The sequence below is a fragment of the Rhizobium sp. 11_C7_N12_5 genome, from assembly GCF_051811145.1.
Lineage (GTDB): Bacteria > Pseudomonadota > Alphaproteobacteria > Rhizobiales > Rhizobiaceae > Rhizobium > Rhizobium lusitanum.
On record NZ_JBPWPY010000002.1, the window covers coordinates 167,362 to 186,748 of the forward strand.

Consider the following 19,387-nt stretch of genomic DNA (forward strand, 5'->3'; position numbering starts at 1 on the left):
CTGACAAGCCGCGTACATGACTTTAATCCCCTAGAGGTTTTGCCCATGAAGCGGCGCTTAGAAGATGCTCGAATCCTCATGTATAGCCACGACACGTTCGGTCTTGGTCATCTCAGACGATGCCGGACCATCGCGCATGCCCTTGTGGAGGACTATCGCGGGCTGAACGTGCTGATTATCTCCGGCGCGACGATCGCCGGTGCTTTCGACTATCGGTCGCGCGTCGATTTCGTCAAGGTACCGAGCGTCATCAAGCTGCGGGACGGCGAGTATACGTCGATGGCAAGTCACGTCGCTCTGCAGGAGACGCTGAAGATGCGGCAATCGATCATCCGCCATACGGCGGAGACCTTTCAGCCCGATGTCTTCATCGTCGACAAGGAGCCGATGGGGCTCAAGGGCGAGGTCGAGGAGACATTGACCTATCTTAAGGCACGCGGCACGACGCTCGTTTTGGGCATGCGCGACGTCATGGACGCCCCGCACCTGCTGGAGGCGGAGTGGAAGAAGAACAACGTCCTGCAGAAGATAGATCAGTACTACGATCGAGTGTGGGTTTACGGCCCGCCGGACTTTCACGACCCGCTCGTCGGTCTCGACGTGCCGGCGGGCGTGCGCCGGAAGATGGAGTTCGTTGGCTTTCTGCAGCGTAGCGTTTCATCGCTGGGGACGAAGTCGGAACACGTGCCCGACGAGGACTATATCCTGGTGACGACCGGTGGCGGCGGCGATGGCGCCGATCTGGTCGATGATGTCATCAGCGCCTTCGAGCAGGACAGCTCGCTCACGCACAGGACGCTGATCGTCCTTGGGCCCTATATGCCTGCCAAGGAGCGCAATCAGCTGCTGGAACGTGCAGGTAAGATCGCCTGTCTGCAGGTAATCGAGTTCGACAACAAGATGGAAGAGCTGATCGCCGGCGCCAAGGCCGTCGTCGCCATGGGTGGCTACAACACCTATTGCGAGATCCTGTCCTTCGACAAGCCGGCGCTGATCATTCCGCGCACGCGTCCGCGCGAGGAGCAGCTGATCCGCGCTCAGCGGGCAAGCGAGCTCGGTCTCGTCGACATGCTGCTGCCGGAGGAGTCTGCGGATCCCAAGCAGCTTGCCGCCGCCTTGAAGCGCTTGCCGACCCGCGCGCCGCCGTCGGCGAGCAGCAGCATCATGCGCCTGGAAGGGCTGGTGCATATTTCGCGCACCGTCGGCGAATGGTTCGATGATCGCGAGCGCTATACGCCGCTATCGATCGTTGCCGAATAGACCATCGGAACCTGTCGATGCGGAAAAAAATACTGGTGGTCCTCAAGGGCTACCCTCGCCTGTCGGAGACCTTCATCGCGCAGGAGCTGCTCGGCCTGGAGAGGGCGGGCTTCGACCTGACGCTGATTTCGATGCGAAAGCCGACGGACAAGAAGCGTCATCCCGTCCACGACGAGATCAAGGCGCGCGTGGTCTATCTGCCGGAATATCTGCACAACGAACCGCTCAGGGTGCTGCGTGCTTTCTTCGCCGGCATCGGCAAGCCCGGCTTCAAGCCGCTCTTGAAGCAGTTCTGGGCGGATCTCAAACGGGATATCACCCCCAACCGCTTTCGTCGCTTCGGCCAGGCATTGGTGCTGGCGCATGAGTGGCCCGACAACGGCGAGTGGCTGCATGCGCATTTCATCCACACGCCGGCCTCTGTTACCGCCTATGCCAGCATCATGACCGGCATTCCCTGGACCTGTTCGGCCCACGCCAAGGACATCTGGACATCGCCGGACTGGGAGCTTTCGGAAAAGCTCGGCCGGGCCCGCTGGACGGTGACCTGCACGCGCACCGGCTTCGACCATATGCGGGATCTGACCGATATGCGCGATAATGTCCATCTGAGCTATCACGGCCTGGACCTTGATCGCTTCGGTCCCTTTGCCGGCGAACATTCGGCGCGCGATGGTTCTGAGGTCTCAGACCCTGTCTTTGTTCTCAGCGTTGGTCGGGCTGTGGAGAAGAAGGGCTATGACGTGCTGCTGAAGGCGCTGGCGCTGTTGCCCGGTGATCTCAACTGGCGTTTCACCCATATTGGCGGTGGCGACGGGCTGGCGAAACTGAAGGAGCTCGCCGAAACGCTTGGCATAACCGACCGCATCACCTGGAAGGGCGCCTTGGCGCAGGAGGATGTGCTCGCGCATTATCGGCAGGCGGATATCTTCGCGCTGGCATGCCGCGTGGCGGCCGACGGCGATCGGGACGGCTTGCCGAATGTGCTGGTCGAGGCATCCAGCCAGCGCCTCGTCTGCCTCTCCACCAATATTTCCGGCGTTCCCGAGTTGCTGGAAGACGGCGAGAATGGCCTCGTCGTTCCACCGGAGAATCCACAGGCCCTTGCCGCGACATTGGAGCTTGCGATCCGCGATCCGGCGCTGCGCCACAGGCTCGGGGAAGCGGCGGAAAGGCGGGTGCGCGAGCATTTCGACTATCATGCCAGCATTCGGCAATTGACCGGGCTGTTCGAAGAGCAGTGGCAAAAGGAAGACCAATGGCGGAAATCCGCATGACGGCCGCGCATTCCCCTTCTCCGCGCGTGTTCTTCTACGTCCAGCATCTGCTTGGCATCGGCCATCTGGCGAGGGCCAGCCGTATCGCCAGCGCCATGGCTAGGGATGGCTGCCAGGTGACCGTCGTCACCGGTGGCGTTCCGGTCAACGGCTTTCCCGGTCAAGATGTGACATCCGTGACGCTGCCGCCGGTCGTTGCCAGCAGTGCCGGCTTTTCGGGCCTTGCAGACCAATCCGGCAACGCCGTCGACGAGACGTTTCTATCGAGGCGGCGTGATCTGTTGCTCGATGCCTTCAAGCAGGCTGCCCCGGACGTCGTCATCATCGAGGCCTTCCCCTTCGGTCGCAGGCAGATGCGCTTCGAACTGCTGCCGCTGCTCGATGCCATCGCCAAGGCCGATCCGAAGCCGAGGCTCTATACATCGGTGCGGGATATTCTGCAGCAGCAGAAAAAGCCCGGGCGCGACGAGGAGACGGTGGCGCTGCTTCGCGACCACTTCGACGGCGTTCTCGTCCACGGCGATCCTCATTTCGTTCGGCTGGAGGAGACCTTTCCGCTAACCGAAGCCATAGCCGACAAGATCGCCTATACGGGCCTCGTAGCCCCGATGCTGCCGGCTGAACCGGCAGAGATATTCGACATCGTCGTTTCCGCGGGTGGGGGTGCCGTCGGCCGCGACCTTATTCGCGCCTCGCTCGAGGCGGCAAGCCGGGTGGCAGTCGACCGGCGTTGGCTGCTGGTGACAGGGCCCAACCTGCCGGAGCGGGATTTCGCCGATCTCGCTGGGTACGCGCCCGGCAATGTCGAACTCATCCGTTTCCGCAAGGACTTCACTTCTCTTCTAAGAGGCGCGGAGCTGTCGATCTCGCAGGCCGGCTATAATACGGTCGGCGATCTTCTGGTAGCGGGCTGCCGCTCCATCCTGGTTCCCTTCACCACCGGCGGAGAGACCGAGCAGTCGGTCCGAGCCGAGCGCCTGGAGAAGCTGGGCCTGGCGCTTGCCCTGCCCGAAGCGGGATTGACGACGAAATTGCTCGTCGAGGCAATCGAGACGGCGCTGTCGCGGCCCAAGCCGCGCAGCCCCGATATCGACCTTAACGGCGCTGCAAAAACCTCCGCCATAATTCAAGGTATCGCGTGAGAAATGAAGTGCTGCGCTCGTGACCGCGCCCTGTCGTTTGTCCCCCTCGATTTCAGCAATGTTGTGATATAAATTGAAAAATCAATGAATCGGGAGGGGGCGTGGACGAAAGACCGGGCGGCGTCCCTTTTCACCATGGGGCCACGCATCCGCAACAAACTTATCCCGCATCTCTGCAACATCGGTGCCGGCACTTGCCGGTGCTGAGCGTTGAATTTGGAAGTCTGCAATAAGCGATGGAAAAAAGCCTAGCGCGTTATATTTGGTCGAACACCCGGCTGGAGCAGATCTGGATACTGCTGGTTGTCGCGGCCTCGATGATCCCTTACTTCCTGTCTTTCGATCTGCCAAAGCAGATCGTCAACGGGCCGATTCAGGGCAAGGGCTTCGAACATCCCGGCGATACGCAAACCTTCATGCATATCGCTTTCGACCCGCCTTTGATCGGGCATATCGAAGTGTTCCAGGGCCTGCAGCTTACCCGTATGTGGATGCTGGTAGCGTTGAGCCTGATATTCCTGGCGCTTGTCGTGCTCAACGGTCTCTTCAAGCTTTATATCAATACCTACAAGGGTCGGCTCGGAGAGCGCATGCTGCGCCGCATCCGCTTCGAACTCATCGATCGCGTGCTGCGATTCCCGCCGTTGCACTTCAAGCGGGTAAAGCCTGCCGAAATCGCGACCATGATCAAGGACGAGGTGGAGCCGATGGGCGGCTTCACGGGCGATGCCTTCGTGCAGCCAGCGCTTCTGGGCGGCCAGGCGGTCACCGCTCTCATCTTCATCATCATGCAGAATTTCTGGCTGGGCATGATCGCTGCCGCCATCGTCGCCGTGCAGGCGATCGTCATTCCACGCATGCGCAAGCGGTTATTGGAACTCGGCCGCCAGCGGCAGTTGACGGCGCGTGAACTTTCAGGCCGCGTCGGCGAAATCGTCGAAGGCATCGGCACCATCCACGCCAACGACACCACCAATCTGGAGCGCGCCGACATCGCGCAGCGGCTCGGCCTGATCTTCTCGATCCGCTACGATCTCTATCAATGGAAGTTTATGGTGAAATTCATCAACAACTTCCTGGCCCAGGTCACCCCGTTCCTGTTTTACCTGATCGGCGGCTTCCTGGCGTTGCAGGGTCGGTTGGATATCGGCCAGCTGGTTGCGGTAATCAACGCCTACAAGGATCTGCCCGGGCCCCTGAAGGAGCTGATCGACTGGGACCAGTCGCGCCAGGACGTTCAGGTCAAGTACAATCAGGTGGTCGAGCAGTTCAGCGTCGAAAACCTGATCGATCCGAAGATTCAGGTCGTCTCCCACGCACCCGCGGGCCGCATAACGCATTCCCTGGTCGCGACCAATCTGACCGTTGTCGATGACAGCGGCGCGCGCGTGCTCGATCATGTTTCGGTGGAGATCCAGCCGGGTGAGAGGGTGGCGATCGTCGGCGAGAGTGGTGCCGGCGGCGAATATCTTGCCGAGGCGTTCGGCCGCCTGGTCTGGCCAGATACCGGCCGCGTCAGCATCGATGGCCGGGACCTACTGGAATTGCCGGAATCGTTGATCGGGCGGCGCATCGCCTATGCGTCCTCGGAGACTTTTTTCTTCCATGGCACCCTGCGCAGCAATCTGCTCTACGGTCTGAAGCATGCGCCCCTGATCCCGCCAACTTATGACGAAGAGACGGCCAGCAGGGTCAAGTGGCAGATGATCGAGGCTCGGCGTTCTGCCAACCCGGAGCTGGATCTCAACAGCGATTGGGTCGACTATGCCGCGGCCGGTGCTACCGGGCCGCACGACATCTATTCGGTCATCCGCCCCGTTCTCGATACGGTAGCCATGTCTCAGGACATCTTCGACATGGCGCTGCGTTCGAATGTCGATACGGCGGCGCACGGGGAGCTGACATCGCGGATCGTCGAACTGCGACAAGCATTGCGGCTGGCGCTCCATGAGGAGAAGCTCGAAGAGCTCGTCGTTCCCTTCCAGTTCGACGCCTATAACTTGCAGGCGACAGTCGGCGAAAATATGGTGTTCGGCACGTTGAAGCGGCCGCAGATGACCAATCGCAAGCTTGCCGCTCATCCCTATTTCCAGAAAGTATTCTCCGAGACCGGGCTTGTTTCCGATCTCTACGATATGGGCCTTGAGATTGCTGAGAACGCCGTTGAACTCTTCACCGACCTGCCACCGGATCACCCCTTCTTCCAGCAGCTGACCTTCATGACGGCGGAAGACATTCCGACTTACGAGGCGCTGCTGCAGAAGCTCAACGGCAAGGGCTACGAGGCCGCTACGGCCGACGAGCGCGCGGCGATCATCCGCCTCAGTTTCTCCTATATCGAACCGCGTCACCGCTTCGGTCTTCTGACGCAGATGCTCATGGAAAAGATCGTCGGCGCGCGTTCCAAGTTCTATGAGAACATTCCGGCGGATCTTGCCAGCGTGATCGAGCGCTACGATGCCGAGCGCTTCACCGCTTCCGCGACCTTGATGGATAATGTTCTGTTCGGCCGTATCGCGCATCAGCAGGCCAATGCGCCTGAGCGGATTCATCGCATCATGTACGATGTTTTCGGGCGTCTGGGCATGCATGACAGCGTCTTGTCGATCGGCCTCGATTTCGATGTCGGCTCGGGCGGCAAGCGACTGACGAACGTGCAGCGACAGAAACTCAATCTCGGTCGCGCGCTTTTGAAGCGGGCGGATTACATTATTTGCAATCGGCCGCTGCCGGCGCTCGACCACCGCGTCCAGGACCAGATTGCAAGGAGCATGTTGAGCGAGCTTGATCGGAACGAATATGCGCCGGCGATCGTTTGGGTTCTGTCTAACCCGAGTTTTGCCGAGTTGTTCGATCGTGTGCTGGTCTTCAACCACGGCAGTCTTGTCGAAAGCGGCTCCAGTACCGATCTTTTAGAGAAAAACGGTATGTTCAAAGAACTGTTATCGTAATATTCTATCTCGGCAGTGGCGTCTGGGGCCGAACACTGGGGGTTTTGAAGCTCATGCTTCTGAAGGATGAAGTTGAAATGCTCAAGCGCGTGCCGATTTTTTCGCGCATTGCGCCCGCGAAGTTGAAGCTTTTGGCGTTTACGTCGGATCGCGTCAGTTATAATGCTGGCCAAACCCTGTTTCTTCAGGGTGATCAGGGCGATGCCGCCTACGTTGTTCTTTCCGGAACTGCTGATATTCTCGTCGATAGTCCGGCTGGCGAGATCAAGGTTGCCGAAGTTGACGTCAACTCCATCGTTGGTGAAATCGCCATTCTCTGCGACGTCTCCCGCACGGCAACGGTCAAGGCTACCTCAAGGCTGGAGGCGCTGAAGATCAGCAAAGAGCATTTTCTGAAGCTGCTCAGCGATTTCCCCGAAATGGCCGTCGAAATCATGCGCGTTCTCGCCGACCGCCTCAATCACACCACCTCGGAACTGACTGCCGTTCGCAGTCGCCTGAACCAGCCGCATTCGATGTCCACACATTGAGGTTTGGATTATCTCGGCCTGGCGGTTGAGTGTATTTTGCAAAGAGATGCCGCGCAAAATCCCAAAATATGCTCAGCTTGAACATGAGCGCCGTTTTTTGATCACCCAAGCCCCGGAACTATCCGGAGTGGCATTTCGGCTGATCGAGGATCTTTACATAATAGGAAGTCGATTACGCCTGCGGAAAATAACCTTGGGCGACGGGCGGGATATTCAATTTAAGCTGTGTAAAAAATATCCTTCGGATGACAGACTCTCCGTCCCAATCGTCAACACCTATCTGACCGCGGACGAACACGCCGTATTGTCCGAACTGCCCGGCAGAAACATCCGGAAAAGGCGGTACAGTATCGTTTCTTCGGCAAAGTCGCTCAGTCTCGATGTCTTCGAAGGGCAGCTTTCAGGCCTGATCTTGTGCGAGGTCGAAACGGCATCTGTTGCCGAGCTTGAATCGCAGGTGTTTCCGGACTGGGTACGACGGGAAGTCACGGACGACCCCTTCTTCACCGGAGGCAATCTCGCCGGCATCGATGCTAGGGTGCTGGTGGCGAAGCTATCGTCCCTTTACGACCGGTCAGATTGATCAACGGCACGTTCACGCAACCGTCGACTCCTGCATGGGCTTAAATCAATCCCCGCCGCGCCAGGTTCCGCATCAGGTGCGATGCGCCGAAGGTCCAGGGCGGGCATTCCGTCGACAGGAGCACGCGGTTTCGCAGGGCGCCCAGCTTGTCGTTGGAGATGGTGACGACGTCGCCGGCCTTATGGGTGAAGCCTTGTCCGGGGGTGTCACGGTCCTCCACAGGTGCAAAAAGCGTTCCCATGAACAGCACGAAGCCGTCCGGATACTGATGATGGCGGCCGATGGTTTGGGAGACGAGATCGAGGGGATCGCGGCTGATTTCCTTCATCGACGAACGGCCATGCAGCACATAGCCATCCTCGCCTTCAACCTTGAGGTCGAGATCGGCGTTGCGCACGTCGTCCAGCCCATAGCTCTCGTCGAACAGGCGGATGAAGGGGCCGATCGAGCAGGAGGCATTATTGTCCTTGGCCTTGCCGAGCAGCAGGGCGGACCGACCCTCGACATCGCGAAGGTTGACGTCGTTGCCGAGCGTCGCGCCCTTGACCCGGCCCTGGCTGTCGACGGCGAGCACGATTTCCGGCTCGGGATTGTTCCACTTGGAGATCGGATGCAGGCCGACATCGGCACCTGGTCCGACTGAGGACATCACCTGCGACTTGGAAAAGACCTCGGCATCCGGGCCGATGCCGACTTCCAGATATTGCGACCAGACACCTTCCTCGATCAGCGCCGCCTTGACCTTGGCCGCCTCAGCGGAACCGGCCTTCAGATTGCGCAGGCTGTCGCCGATCAGAGCGGTAACCTTGCCGCGGATGGATTCAGCAAGATCCGGATTGCCGGCCGCGCGTTCTTCGATGACGCGCTCGAGCATCGAGCGAGCGAAGGTGACGCCACAGGCCTTGATCGCCTGCAGGTCGATGGGAGCGAGAAGATGGATGGCCGAGAGGTCGGCCTTGGCAGCCAGCAGGGCGTCGACACCGGCAACGGCTTCACCCTTCTGCGCGCGGACGAAAGCGACCGGATCGTCGCGCTCGAGAAGATCACGCGTCGTTGGCGCTTCCTTCGAGGTGATGTCGTAAACGGTGCCATCCCGGACAGTAACGAGGGCAGGGCCACCGACATCAGGACGCCAGATACGTCCGACGAATGTTCCGGTGGCGAATGTTTCCGAGCTGGCCATGTCGTTCGTCTCCTCCAAACTGCGACCGTTTTTAACGCAATCGATTGTGCTTTGCCATCGGTTATCGATGCGCCATCCGCTGCGTTTTGGATTTTCACTTTCTCCAGCCCGGTCAAAGACGTAGGGCCCCGCGGCAGCGCCGCGGGGCCTTTTGGCCGCTAGCCGGGAGAGAGTGGCTTTAGGCGGCCTGAACCTTGCGATTGCCGCGTGCCCATTCCGGCAGCCAATCGCCATGGGTTGCCAGCAGTTCATCGACCAGCGACCAGATCTGGTCGAGGTCGAGTTCGGCGGCCGTGTGCGGATCCATCATCGCGGCGTGGTAGATGTGCTCGCGATTTTCAGTCATCAGGGCCTTCACCGTCAGTTCCTGCACGTTGATATTGGTGCGGATGAGCGCGGTCAGCTGCGGCGGCAGGTCGCCGATGAAGGTGGGCTGGATGCCGGAGGCATCGACCAGGCAGGGAACCTCGGCGGCGCAATTGTAGGGCAGCGACGTGATGCAGCCATTGTTGCGGACATTGCCGTAGATGACGGAGGGTTCGCCGGTCCAGACCGAGTTGATGATCGAGGATGCGTATTCCTTCGATTGCTTGACCTCGATCTTGTCGGCCGTGCGATATTCCTCTGCCTGGTTCTTCCAGCGAGCCACCTGCTCGATGCAGCGCTTCGGATATTCGTCGAGCGGGATGCCGAACTTCTCGATCAGATCCTCACGGCCTTCCTTGATGAAGTAGGGCGTGTATTCGGCGAAGTGCTCCGAGCTTTCGGTAACGAAGTAGCCGAGGCGCGTCAGCATCTCGTAGCGCACCTTGTTCGGGCAGCGCGGGTTCCAGCCGGGCTTCGGCGCGCGTCCCTCGCGATAGGCACGGACGAGATCCGGATAGAGGTTACGATAGGAACCATCCGGCTGGCGATGCTCGAATGCGAGGTAGAAGGCCATGTGATTGATGCCGGCCGAGCGATAGCGGATCTCGTCATAGGGAATGTCGAGATCGTGCGCGAGTTCCATCGCCGTGCCCTGCACGGAGTGGCAGAGCCCGACCTGCTTGATGGTTGGATATTTTTCGGCGATGGCCCAGGTATTGATGGCCATCGGGTTCACATATTGCAGCATGATCGCGTTCGGGCAGACGGCGAGTATGTCCTCGCAGATCTTCCAGAGATGCGGCACGGTGCGCAGGCCGCGCATGATGCCGCCGACGCCGAGCGTATCGGCGATCGTCTGGCGCAGGCCGTATTTCTTCGGAACTTCGAAATCGGTGACGGTGCAGGGCTCGTAGCCGCCGATCTGGAAGGCGACGACGACGAAGTGCGCGCCCTCCAGCGCCTTGCGTTGGTCCGTGAAGATCTCGACCGTGGCAGGGGCCCCGAGCGTCGAGGCCAGTTTGCGGGCCACGATGGCGCTTTCTTCCAGTCGCTGCTGATTGATGTCCATCAGTGCTATTCTTGCGCCTGCAAGGGCAGGGCGCTGTAAGACGTCGCCGATGATGTTTTTCATGAAGACGGTGGAGCCGGCGCCGATGAATGTGATCTTGGGAGTGCCTGTCATGTAAAAATCTCCTGGATGCTAGGAAGCTACCTCGAACGCCGCTCTGACAAGGCGTTCGGTGTAGGCGGTCTTGGGATGGGACAGAACCTCTTCGACCGGCCCTTCTTCCATGATCTTGCCGTGCTGCATGACGATGACGCGATGGCAAAGGGCGCGGACGACCTTGAGGTCGTGTGAGATGAAGAGATAGCTCAGGCCCCGCTCGTCCTGCAGCTTGCGCAGAAGGTCGATGATCTGGGCTTGAACGGAAAGATCGAGCGCTGAGGTCGGCTCGTCGAGTAGAATGAATTCCGGCTCGAGCGCGATGGCGCGGGCGATGGCGATGCGCTGGCGCTGGCCGCCGGAAAACTCGTGCGGGAAGCGCGAGAGGATATTGGCGGGCATGCCGGAGCTGACGAGCGCGTCCTTCACGCGTTCCAGCCGCTCAGCCTTGCTCTGGCCGATGTTGTTGACCACCAGCCCTTCGCCGATGATCTGGCCGATGGTCATGCGCGGATTGAGTGAAGAGAAAGGATCCTGAAAGACGACTTGCATGCGGGAACGCAGCGGCCGCATCTCGGCCCGCGAGCGGTCGTGGATCGCCTGTCCGTCGAAGTAGATCTCGCCGCTATCGGCATCGATGAGGCGCAGCAGCGCCTGGCCGAAGGTGGTCTTGCCGGAACCGGATTCGCCGACCAGGCCAAGCGTTTCATGGCGGCGCAGTTCGAGGTTGAGGCCGTCGACGGCGACCAACTCGCGCATGTCAGGCTTGAAGAAGGTGCCGTGGCGCAGCATGAAGGCGACCTTGACGGATTTGCCCTCGAGTACCGTGCCGCAATCCGGAGGCAGCGGCTTCGCCTGTCCGTGCGGCTCCGACGAGAGAAGATGCTGCGTGTAGGGATGTTGCGGATGTAAAAACAGCTCTTCGGTCCTGTTGTGCTCACGCATCTCGCCATGCTGCATGACATAGACATAATCGGAGAATTGGCGCACGACCGTCAGGTCGTGCGTGATCAGGATCACCGCCATGCCGAGCTGCTTCTGCAGGTCGCGGATCAGGTTCAGGATCTGCGCCTGCACGGTCACGTCGAGCGCGGTCGTCGGCTCGTCGGCGATCAGCACGTCCGGATCGTTGGCAAGCGCCATGGCGATCATGACGCGCTGACGCTGGCCACCCGACAGCTGATGCGGATATTGCATCAGCCGGGCCTCGGGATCGGGGATCCGGACCTGCTTGAGCAGGTCCAGCGCCTTTTTCTGGGCTTCGCGGCGGCCGATCTTGCGGTGGACACGGATCGCTTCGACGATCTGGCCCCCGATCGTATAGATCGGGTTGAGCGAGCTCATCGGCTCCTGAAAAATCATCGAGATGCGATCGCCCCGCAGCTGCCGCCGGGCACGCTCCGAAAATTTCAACACATTCTTGCCGTCGTAATGGATGGTGGACTTGTCCGAGACGACGGCGCGCTTGGTCAGCAGCCCCATCACGGTGCGTGCCGTCACGGATTTCCCCGAGCCGGATTCGCCGACGATTGCGATGGTTTCCCCCCGATAGAGCTGGAAGGAGATATCCTTGACGGCATCGACGATGCCATCCTCGACCTTGAATTTGACGGCGACATTGCGGGCGTCGATGACGGGAGCCACAGCCTTGTCGGCGGCGTCGAGGCGGGTGTCGGGAGCGAAGGTATTGACGAGTGCGAGAGCCATAACTGTTTTCCTCTCAATAGGGATCGATCGCGTCGCGCAAGCCATCGCCGAGTGCGTTGAAGGCGAAGACGGTGACGAGAACGAAGGCGACGGGTGAGAGGATCCAGGGGTAGGAGCCGATGACCGAATAGGTCGAGGTGTCCTGCAGCATCAAGCCCCACGAGATCAGCGGCGGCTTGACGGCAAAGCCGAGGAAACCCAGGAAGGATTCGAGCAGCACCACGCTTGGGATCGCGAGCGTCACGGCGACGATGACGTGGCTCATGACGTTGGGGAATATGTGCTGGAGGATGATGCGCCGGTCGGTTGCCCCGACCGCCATGGCTGCACGCACATATTCGATCCTCGCCAGCGCAAGCGTCTTGCCGCGGACCTCGCGCGACATCTGCGCCCAGCCGAGCGCCGACATGACGACGATGACGAAGGCGAGGAAGACATTGGTCGGCGCCGTCACCGGGATGAGGGAGGTCAGCGCCAGGTAGAGCGGCAGTTGCGGGAAGGCCAGAACGACTTCGACGAAGCGCTGGATCCAGGCGTCCAGCGTGCCGCCGAAATAACCGGAGATCATCCCGACCGTCGTGCCGACGATGGTAACGATGGTAACCACCGTCAAGGCGATCATCAGCGAGATGCGCGAGCCGTAGATGGCGCGCGACAGGATGTCCCGGCCGAATTTGTCCGTGCCGAGGAAATGCACGGGCCCGCCGTCGGTCGTGCCGAAGAGGTGCCGGTCGCCGGGGATCAGACCGAAGAGATAATAGGGCGCGCCCTTGACGAAAAGGCCGAGCGGGCGCGGATTGTCATAGTCGGGGCCGACGATCGGCTGGAACGTCACCGGGTCGAGATCGCTCGTCTCGACGAGAGCGTAGACGCGGGGCTGAAAGACGAAATTGCCGTCCTTGTCATGAAAGCTGATGACCTGCGGCGGCGCGAAGCCGCTATCGGTCGCCTTCGGATCGAGCGGTGCGATGAATTCGGCGAAGATCGACATCAACAGCAGCAGGATGACGAGGATGAGGCCGCCCATGCCGGTCCAGGAGCGCTTCAGGCGGCGCCAGACCAGCGCCATGTAGCTCTCATTGCCGCGCTTGTGCTTGATCGTTTCGCCAGGCGGGGGCGGGGAGTTGCTGAAGGCGAGCATTAGTGGATCCCTCCCTGTTGGCGCACGCGCGGATCGAGCAGGGCGAGCAGCATGTCGGCGATGATGTTGCCGATGATGAGGGTTGCCGAAAGCACCAGCATGAAGGTGGCGGTGACATAGACGTCGCCGACCGCCATCGAGCCGACGATCGCCGGACCTACGGTCGGCAAGGTGAAGATGATTGCGGTCTCGATTTCGCCCGTCAGCATGTAGGGCAGCACCACGCCCTGATACATGACCAAAGGGTGCAGCGCATTCGGCACGGCATGGCGCATGACGACGGCGCTGCCGGAAAGGCCTTTGGCGCGCGCGGTCTCGACATATTGCGCGTTCAGCGTGTCGAGCAGGTTGCCGCGCATGATGCGCATATTGTAGGCGAGCCCACCGAAGGTGGCGATCGCCACGACAGGCCAGACATGCTTGACGAGATCGGCGAACTTTCCCCAGGACCAGGGTGCGCCGCCATATTGCGGCGAGAAGAAGCTGCCGATTTCCGAGACGTTGAGCTGGAAGACGAGGATATAGACGATGATCAGCGCCATCAGGAAGCGCGGCACCGTCATGCCGAGGAAGGATATACCTGAGAGCAGGCTGTCGACCCAACTATATTGCCGCGTCGCTGCCCATATGCCGAAACCGATGCCGAGAACGGATGCCAGGATGTGGCACACCAGGGCCAGCGCCAGCGTTCTGGGCAGGCGCTCGCCGACAACGTCCGCGACAGGCTTGTTGTAGAACATGCTGTAGCCGAAATCGCCCCTGGTGACGATGCCGCCGATCCAGTTGACGTATTGGACGACCAGTGGCTTGTCGAGCCCGTGTTCGCGGCGGTAGACCTGCGCCTGCGCGTCGGCCTGTGCGAAAGATGCGCCGCCCTGGTTCATCAATTGCGAGCGGATGTAATCGGCATAGTCACCCGGCGGCGCCTGTATGATGGCGAAAGTCACCACGCTCAGGATGAAGAGCACGGGGATGGCAGAGGCTATGCGGACGAGCAGGAATCGTAACATGGGACGGTTCGCTTCTCTTGATGCTGGCGGCTGCCCCGATCCGTCAGGGACGGCAGACGCCGGCGGTGTTCAGTTCGGCCGGCGGGCGAGCCGCCGGAATGCTTGATGTCCGATTGGCAGCCGGTGGATGGCCGGCTGCCAATCGTGGTTGCCGGTCGCCCCTATTTGATCGGACCGGCGCTGCCCGGCGCACCCGGAAGCTCCTGCGGGAACAGTTCGTATTTGCCCTGCTTGTCCGCAGCTACCCAGAGGCGCTCGCGAATGATGGAGTCCTCGGCCCAGTTGAAGAGGAAGATCGGCGTGCCGGGGGGAACATTCGAGAAGCGCTTGTTGATGATGAGCGCACCCGGATATTCGGTCAGACCGATATTGTAGAGATGCCCGGTGGAGATCTTCTGAAATTGCTTCATCAGAGCCACGCGCTCGTCGTTATCCTTCGAAGTGGTGAATTTGTTGACGATATCGACCATGTCCTTTTCGAAGGGCATCAGGTCCAACTCGCCGCTTTCGGGCGCGCGATGGTTCCAGCTTGTGCGCGGGCCGACCGGGGCAAGCTGCTCGGTATTCTGCACGACCGACGCCAGCTCGGTGCTGTTGCGGCGGACCATCCAGTCGAAGCGACCACCATAATTGGCGTCGTCACGCTTCGGGCCGTCGAGCGCGTTGATGATGACGCGGAGCCCGAGCTTTTCCATCTGAGCGACGACACCCTCGGCAAGACTCTTGTCGGTGGTGTAGTCGTTGTTGACCAGGAGGGTGATTTCGACATCCTTGCCGCCGTTGACGCTGGCCGGGAAGTTGACGATGCCGTCGCCATCGGTGTCCTTGAGCCCGGCCTTTGCCAGTTCGGCTTTCGCCCCGGCAAGATCGAACGGGTAATAGACGGTGGAATTGCGGTCATAGAAGCTGCTGCCCGAGGACAGGCCGCCCGGATAGATCGCCGTGAACGGCCCTTTGACCAGCGACTCGCCGATTGCCTTGCGGTCGAGCGCCATGGTGACGGCCTTACGGAAGTCCTCGTTGCGGTTCAGCTCGCGGACTGACTGACTGCGCGCATCCGGGTTGCCCCAGCCATTGGCGGAGAAATTCATCTGCAAGTTATAGCCGATAAGGCGAGGGCCGAAGGCCAGACGTGAAGGCGAATCGGGCTGCGCGGCCCGCTTTAGCGAGGCGACGAAATTTTCCGGCTGTTCGAGGTTCGACAGATCGCCGGAGCCGGCAACGGCCTGCACGTCGCGATCCGCCCAGGTCGAAAGCTTGTAGTGCAGCTCGTTGAGGTAAGGCAGCTGATTGCCCTTCTCGTCGACCTTCCAGTAGTAGGGGTTGCGGCGCATGACGATGATATCGTCGGAGCGATATTCGACCGGCACCCAGGCGCCCATGACCGGTATGTTCATATATTCAGGCGGGAAAGCGTTCTTGAACTGGTCGTAGGTATTTTTCGAATATTTCGGATGCTGCGGCTTCAGGATATGCGACGGACCCGGGCAGAAATTAGGATAGGCCATCGTGTAGAGGTACTGCTTCGGGAAGGCATCCTTGAAAATCCACTCGATCGTATAGTCGTCAATCTTCTTCAAGGTCGTGCCGACGCCGAAAGCTTCCGGCGAAGCGCCGCCGCCGAGCGGCGAGACGTTCGGATCGATGACTTCATCTTCCCAATAGAACATGATGTCGTCGGCGTTGAAGGGTGCGCCGTCGGACCATTTCGCGCCCTCGATCAGATGCATGGTCAGCTTATGGCCGTCCGGCGACCATTCCCAGCCCTTGGCGAGGTTCGGCAGCGGCTCGGTATCCTTCGCCTCGACCTGGAACAGCGGCGCGGTGCGTGTCAGGCACTCTGACAGGCCGATATCGATGCCGCCCCAGCCCTGGGTCTGGCCGGCGCCATAGTTCCAGCCTTCCGGCCGGCCGCCGATCACATGGCGAAGCGTGTCGCCGTAGACACCGATGCCGTCGGGCATGTTGCCGGTCTTGAAGACAAGCGGCTCCTTCGGCAGGCGATCCTTGACCGGCGGCAGCTTGCCGGTCTTGACGAAGTTGTCAGTGACCCAGGCGGGTTCGTGATATTCCGGCAACGCCTTGAACTCCAGGATGGAGCTGCGCTCGACATATTTGATCTTTCCTTCCGCCGGAAAGACCGGTGGAACGGGTGGCACTGTCGGTTCGGCTGCATAGGCGCTGATGGCGATTGCGGATGTGGCAATCGTCAACGCGGCAAGAAGGCCGATCGGTCGAATATGTCTCATCTTGTTCTCTCTCCCATTATCGCGAGCGCTTCCTTTGAGGCGCCGCATTCCTCCAGCACAGCGGGACATGGCCGTCTTGCGGCGGTGGGCCTCCCCTGAAATCCCCGCCGCATGGCTTATTTCCCGAATTCCATCTGCCTCAGCCAGCCTGTTTCAGGGCGGCCTTTTCTGCCCGCAGTTCCTCGATCGAACGGACGTTGCGGCTTGCCGCACCCTTCCAGTCGCGCGTCTTGACCTTGCCGCGCGACAACCGATCCCTGGCTCCATCAACCGCGTGCGCATATTGCGGCAGCCAGCGGGCTTCGGCCACAACCATCTCATCGACCATCTGCCAAACCTCCTCCGGAGTGGCGACGGCACCGACCAACGGGTCGTGCAGAACGGCAAGCTTCAGCAGGTCGATATCGCCGCTGATCGCGGCATGCACCGACATGCGCTGGACGTTGATGGAAGAAATGCAGGTCGCCGCGCAGGCTTCCGGCAATGTGATGCCCGCCACCATATTGATGCCGAAGCGATCGACGAAACCGGGGGATTCGATGATGGCATCGTCAGGCAGATTGGTGATGACGCCATTGTTCTTGACGTTGAAATGACCACGATAGACGCGGTTGGTCTCCAGCGCCTCCAGGATATGGCTCGCATGCTCGTTGGAACGCCTGGCCGGATCGATCAACTGCGAGGCGCTTTCGAGGATCTGCGGGAATTCCGTCTCGAACCAGTTGCGGGTCTCGGTCGAATGGCGCAGGTAACCACCGGTCTCGCCGTGGATCCAGTCGGACATGTCGATCCATTTGTTGATCTCGTCCGGCCGCTTGCGATACCATGGCAGGTATTCGGACAGATGCCCGTTGCTTTCGGTGGAATAGACGCCGAACCGCTTCAGCACGTCGATGCGCAATTTCTCCTGCTGCGAAAAGACCGGATGCGCCTCGAAGGCGGCAATCAATTCGTCCTTGCCGATCTTGCGGCCGTTGAGCCGCAGGTCGACGAACCATGTCTGATGGTTGATGCCCGAGCAGATATAGTCGAGTTCGCTCTTGTCCTTTGCGCCGAGCACCTCGGCGATCTGCTCGGCGCCATGCTGGACGCCGTGGCAAAGACCGATCGTGTCGACCTTGCCGTATTCGATCGCCGCCCAGGTATTCATCGCCATGGGGTTGGCGTAGTTCAGGAATTTGGCGCCGGGCTCGGCGACCTCGCGGATGTCCTTGCAGAAATCGAGAATGACCGGAATGTTGCGCTGGCCGTAGAGAATGCCGCCGGCACAGATCGTATCGCCGACGCACTGGTCGATGCCGTATTTCAGCGGAATACGGATGTCTTCGGCATAGGCTTCCAGGCCGCCGACCCGCACGCAGCTGATGATATAGCGCGCACCATCCAGCGCCTCGCGGCGGTCCGTGGTGGCGGTGACGCGTGTCGGCAGCTTGTTGGCCTCGACGATCCGGTCAAGGATCGCCTTGATCATCATCAGATTGTGCTCACTGAGATCGGTCAGCGCGAACTCGACGTCGCGAAACTCCGGTACGCAGAGAATGTCGGTAAACAGCTTTTTCGTGAAGCCGACGCTGCCGGCACCGATAATGGCGATTTTGAAACTCATGATCCTCACCTTCAGGTCGATCGAACAAGCAGCAGCAGGGAAGACGACAGCATTTTCGTCCCATGGTCACAACGGTTGCGAGACACGGTCGAAATCGTGGGGTTTCCTCCGTCCGCCGATCCTCTTCGGCGGGTAAGTGCTGTTTTCTGGCGGGATTATGCCTATAATCATCGGGCCGACCAGAGAACAATTATGCTTTCAAGGGTAATTTTGTGCTGCAGGAATTGATCGATAATGGACAGGTCATGCGGACGGTTTCTCTGCCGCGCGGACGCCACCGGCTGCATGCCATGCCGACCAGCGCCGGCTATGAAATCAGGGACAACGAACTCTACGATTGGGACGGGCGCCGACGCGGCCAGACGCCATTTACGGTGCTGCAGCATACTATCAGCGGCAGCGGCCGGCTGCGCTATGAAAACCGCAACTATCGCCTTGGCGCCGGCGATACGCTGCTGGTGCTCGTGCCGCACAATCATCGGTACTGGCTGGAAAAGGGCGAGCGCTGGGAATATTTCTGGATATCGATGAACGGCGAGGAGGCTCTGCGCATCCATCGTCTGATCCTTGCAGCAGCAGGTCCCATCCTGCGATTGCAGCAGGCTACGATCGATCATCTTGCCGATTGCAGCCTGCGGCTTATCGGGAGTGCCAAGACACCGGCCTCGGCCTCGGCCATCGCCTATGAAGCGGCCATGGTGCTTTATGACGACGTCTTCGGCTCGCACGCCTTTGCCGCCGATCGCTCCGCCATGCAGATTGTCATCGACTATATCAGCGCCAATCTCGACAAGCCGCTGCCGGTCAGCGAGCTCGCGAAGGCGAGCGGCCTCAGCCGCGCCCATTTCTCTCGCGTCTTTGCCGAAAGCGAAGGCGTGCCGCCGGCAGAATTCGTGCTGCAGCAGCGCATGCAGCGGGCGGCGAAGCTCCTGACGAAGGCCGCCTTCATTCCCGTCAAGGAAGTGGCGATCATGTCGGGCTTCGACGACGCAAACTATTTCTCCAAGGTGTTTCGCCGCATTTACGGCATCAACCCGACAGAGTTCCGCACGACAGGCATGTATGCCGCGGTGCGCAGCCCCACCGAGGAGACGAAGAGCGGACGAGGCCGCTAGACCGGTGGCAGGCAACGCCACCAGCGCTGCGGCCGGCAATGTCTGGAAATCGAAATCCGCCAACCGGTCGCATTGCGCTGATATTGCGAGCCTGTATACATA

At 60.4% G+C, this 19,387-nt stretch carries 14 protein-coding genes; 7 read left to right on the forward strand and 7 right to left on the reverse strand.

Annotation, left to right across the window (positions count from 1 at the left end; genetic code table 11):
* The first annotated feature begins 45 nt into the window (after positions 1–45).
* The 6 genes from AB8B29_RS19965 to AB8B29_RS19990 all read left to right on the forward strand — a co-directional run bounded on the left by AB8B29_RS19965 (position 46) and on the right by AB8B29_RS19990 (position 7,743).
* On the forward strand, positions 46–1,260 hold the full coding sequence (locus AB8B29_RS19965; RefSeq protein WP_037192805.1) for a glycosyltransferase family protein: 1,215 nt from the start codon (positions 46–48) through the stop codon (positions 1,258–1,260).
* An 11-nt stretch (positions 1,261–1,271) separates the two neighbouring features.
* A complete protein-coding gene (locus AB8B29_RS19970) occupies positions 1,272–2,537 on the forward strand; it encodes a glycosyltransferase family 4 protein (protein ID WP_197072733.1) in 1,266 nt (421 codons plus the stop codon).
* A complete protein-coding gene (locus AB8B29_RS19975; protein ID WP_245297464.1) occupies positions 2,519–3,679 on the forward strand; it encodes a glycosyltransferase family protein in 1,161 nt (386 codons plus the stop codon). The genes AB8B29_RS19970 and AB8B29_RS19975 overlap by 19 nt, the downstream gene beginning before the upstream one ends.
* Positions 3,680–3,915: 236 nt before the next feature.
* Entirely contained in the window at positions 3,916–6,630 is a 2,715-nt protein-coding gene (locus AB8B29_RS19980) for an ABC transporter ATP-binding protein (protein ID WP_037192801.1), read from the forward strand.
* Between the two features lie 53 nt (positions 6,631–6,683).
* On the forward strand, positions 6,684–7,160 hold the full coding sequence (locus tag AB8B29_RS19985; RefSeq protein WP_034507134.1) for a cyclic nucleotide-binding domain-containing protein: 477 nt from the start codon (positions 6,684–6,686) through the stop codon (positions 7,158–7,160).
* Positions 7,161–7,206: 46 nt separating this feature from the next.
* Positions 7,207–7,743, forward strand: coding sequence for a hypothetical protein (locus tag AB8B29_RS19990; RefSeq protein WP_037192798.1), 537 nt, complete (start codon positions 7,207–7,209; stop codon positions 7,741–7,743).
* Positions 7,744–7,783: 40 nt separating this feature from the next.
* Here the strand turns inward: AB8B29_RS19990 and AB8B29_RS19995 are convergent, their stop codons facing one another.
* The 7 genes from AB8B29_RS19995 to AB8B29_RS20025 form a co-directional block, all read right to left on the reverse strand.
* A complete protein-coding gene (locus AB8B29_RS19995; protein ID WP_037192796.1) occupies positions 7,784–8,926 on the reverse strand; it encodes a fumarylacetoacetate hydrolase family protein in 1,143 nt (380 codons plus the stop codon).
* Between the two features lie 178 nt (positions 8,927–9,104).
* Positions 9,105–10,475, reverse strand: a complete 1,371-nt coding sequence (locus AB8B29_RS20000; protein ID WP_037192794.1) for an alpha-glucosidase/alpha-galactosidase — start codon at positions 10,473–10,475, stop codon at positions 9,105–9,107.
* Positions 10,476–10,493: 18 nt separating this feature from the next.
* Positions 10,494–12,164: an ABC transporter ATP-binding protein gene (locus tag AB8B29_RS20005; RefSeq protein WP_037192791.1), complete on the reverse strand. Its 1,671-nt coding sequence runs from the start codon at positions 12,162–12,164 to the stop codon at positions 10,494–10,496.
* 13 nt (positions 12,165–12,177) lie between these two features.
* Complete coding sequence (locus AB8B29_RS20010; RefSeq protein ID WP_037192787.1) at positions 12,178–13,305, reverse strand: ABC transporter permease; 1,128 nt, start codon at positions 13,303–13,305, stop codon at positions 12,178–12,180.
* A complete protein-coding gene (locus AB8B29_RS20015) occupies positions 13,305–14,315 on the reverse strand; it encodes an ABC transporter permease (protein ID WP_037192785.1) in 1,011 nt (336 codons plus the stop codon). The genes AB8B29_RS20010 and AB8B29_RS20015 overlap by 1 nt, the downstream gene beginning before the upstream one ends.
* A 161-nt stretch (positions 14,316–14,476) precedes the next feature.
* Positions 14,477–16,564 carry an ABC transporter substrate-binding protein gene (locus tag AB8B29_RS20020; RefSeq protein WP_037192782.1) on the reverse strand — a complete coding sequence of 696 codons (2,088 nt, stop codon included), beginning with the start codon at positions 16,562–16,564 and terminating at the stop codon, positions 14,477–14,479.
* Positions 16,565–16,703: 139 nt separating this feature from the next.
* A complete protein-coding gene (locus AB8B29_RS20025) occupies positions 16,704–18,170 on the reverse strand; it encodes an alpha-glucosidase/alpha-galactosidase (RefSeq protein WP_037192780.1) in 1,467 nt (488 codons plus the stop codon).
* Positions 18,171–18,382: 212 nt separating this feature from the next.
* Here AB8B29_RS20025 and AB8B29_RS20030 point away from each other — a divergent pair, with 212 nt between their 5' ends.
* Positions 18,383–19,285, forward strand: a complete 903-nt coding sequence (locus tag AB8B29_RS20030; protein WP_037192778.1) for an AraC family transcriptional regulator — start codon at positions 18,383–18,385, stop codon at positions 19,283–19,285.
* Positions 19,286–19,387 lie beyond the last annotated feature (102 nt).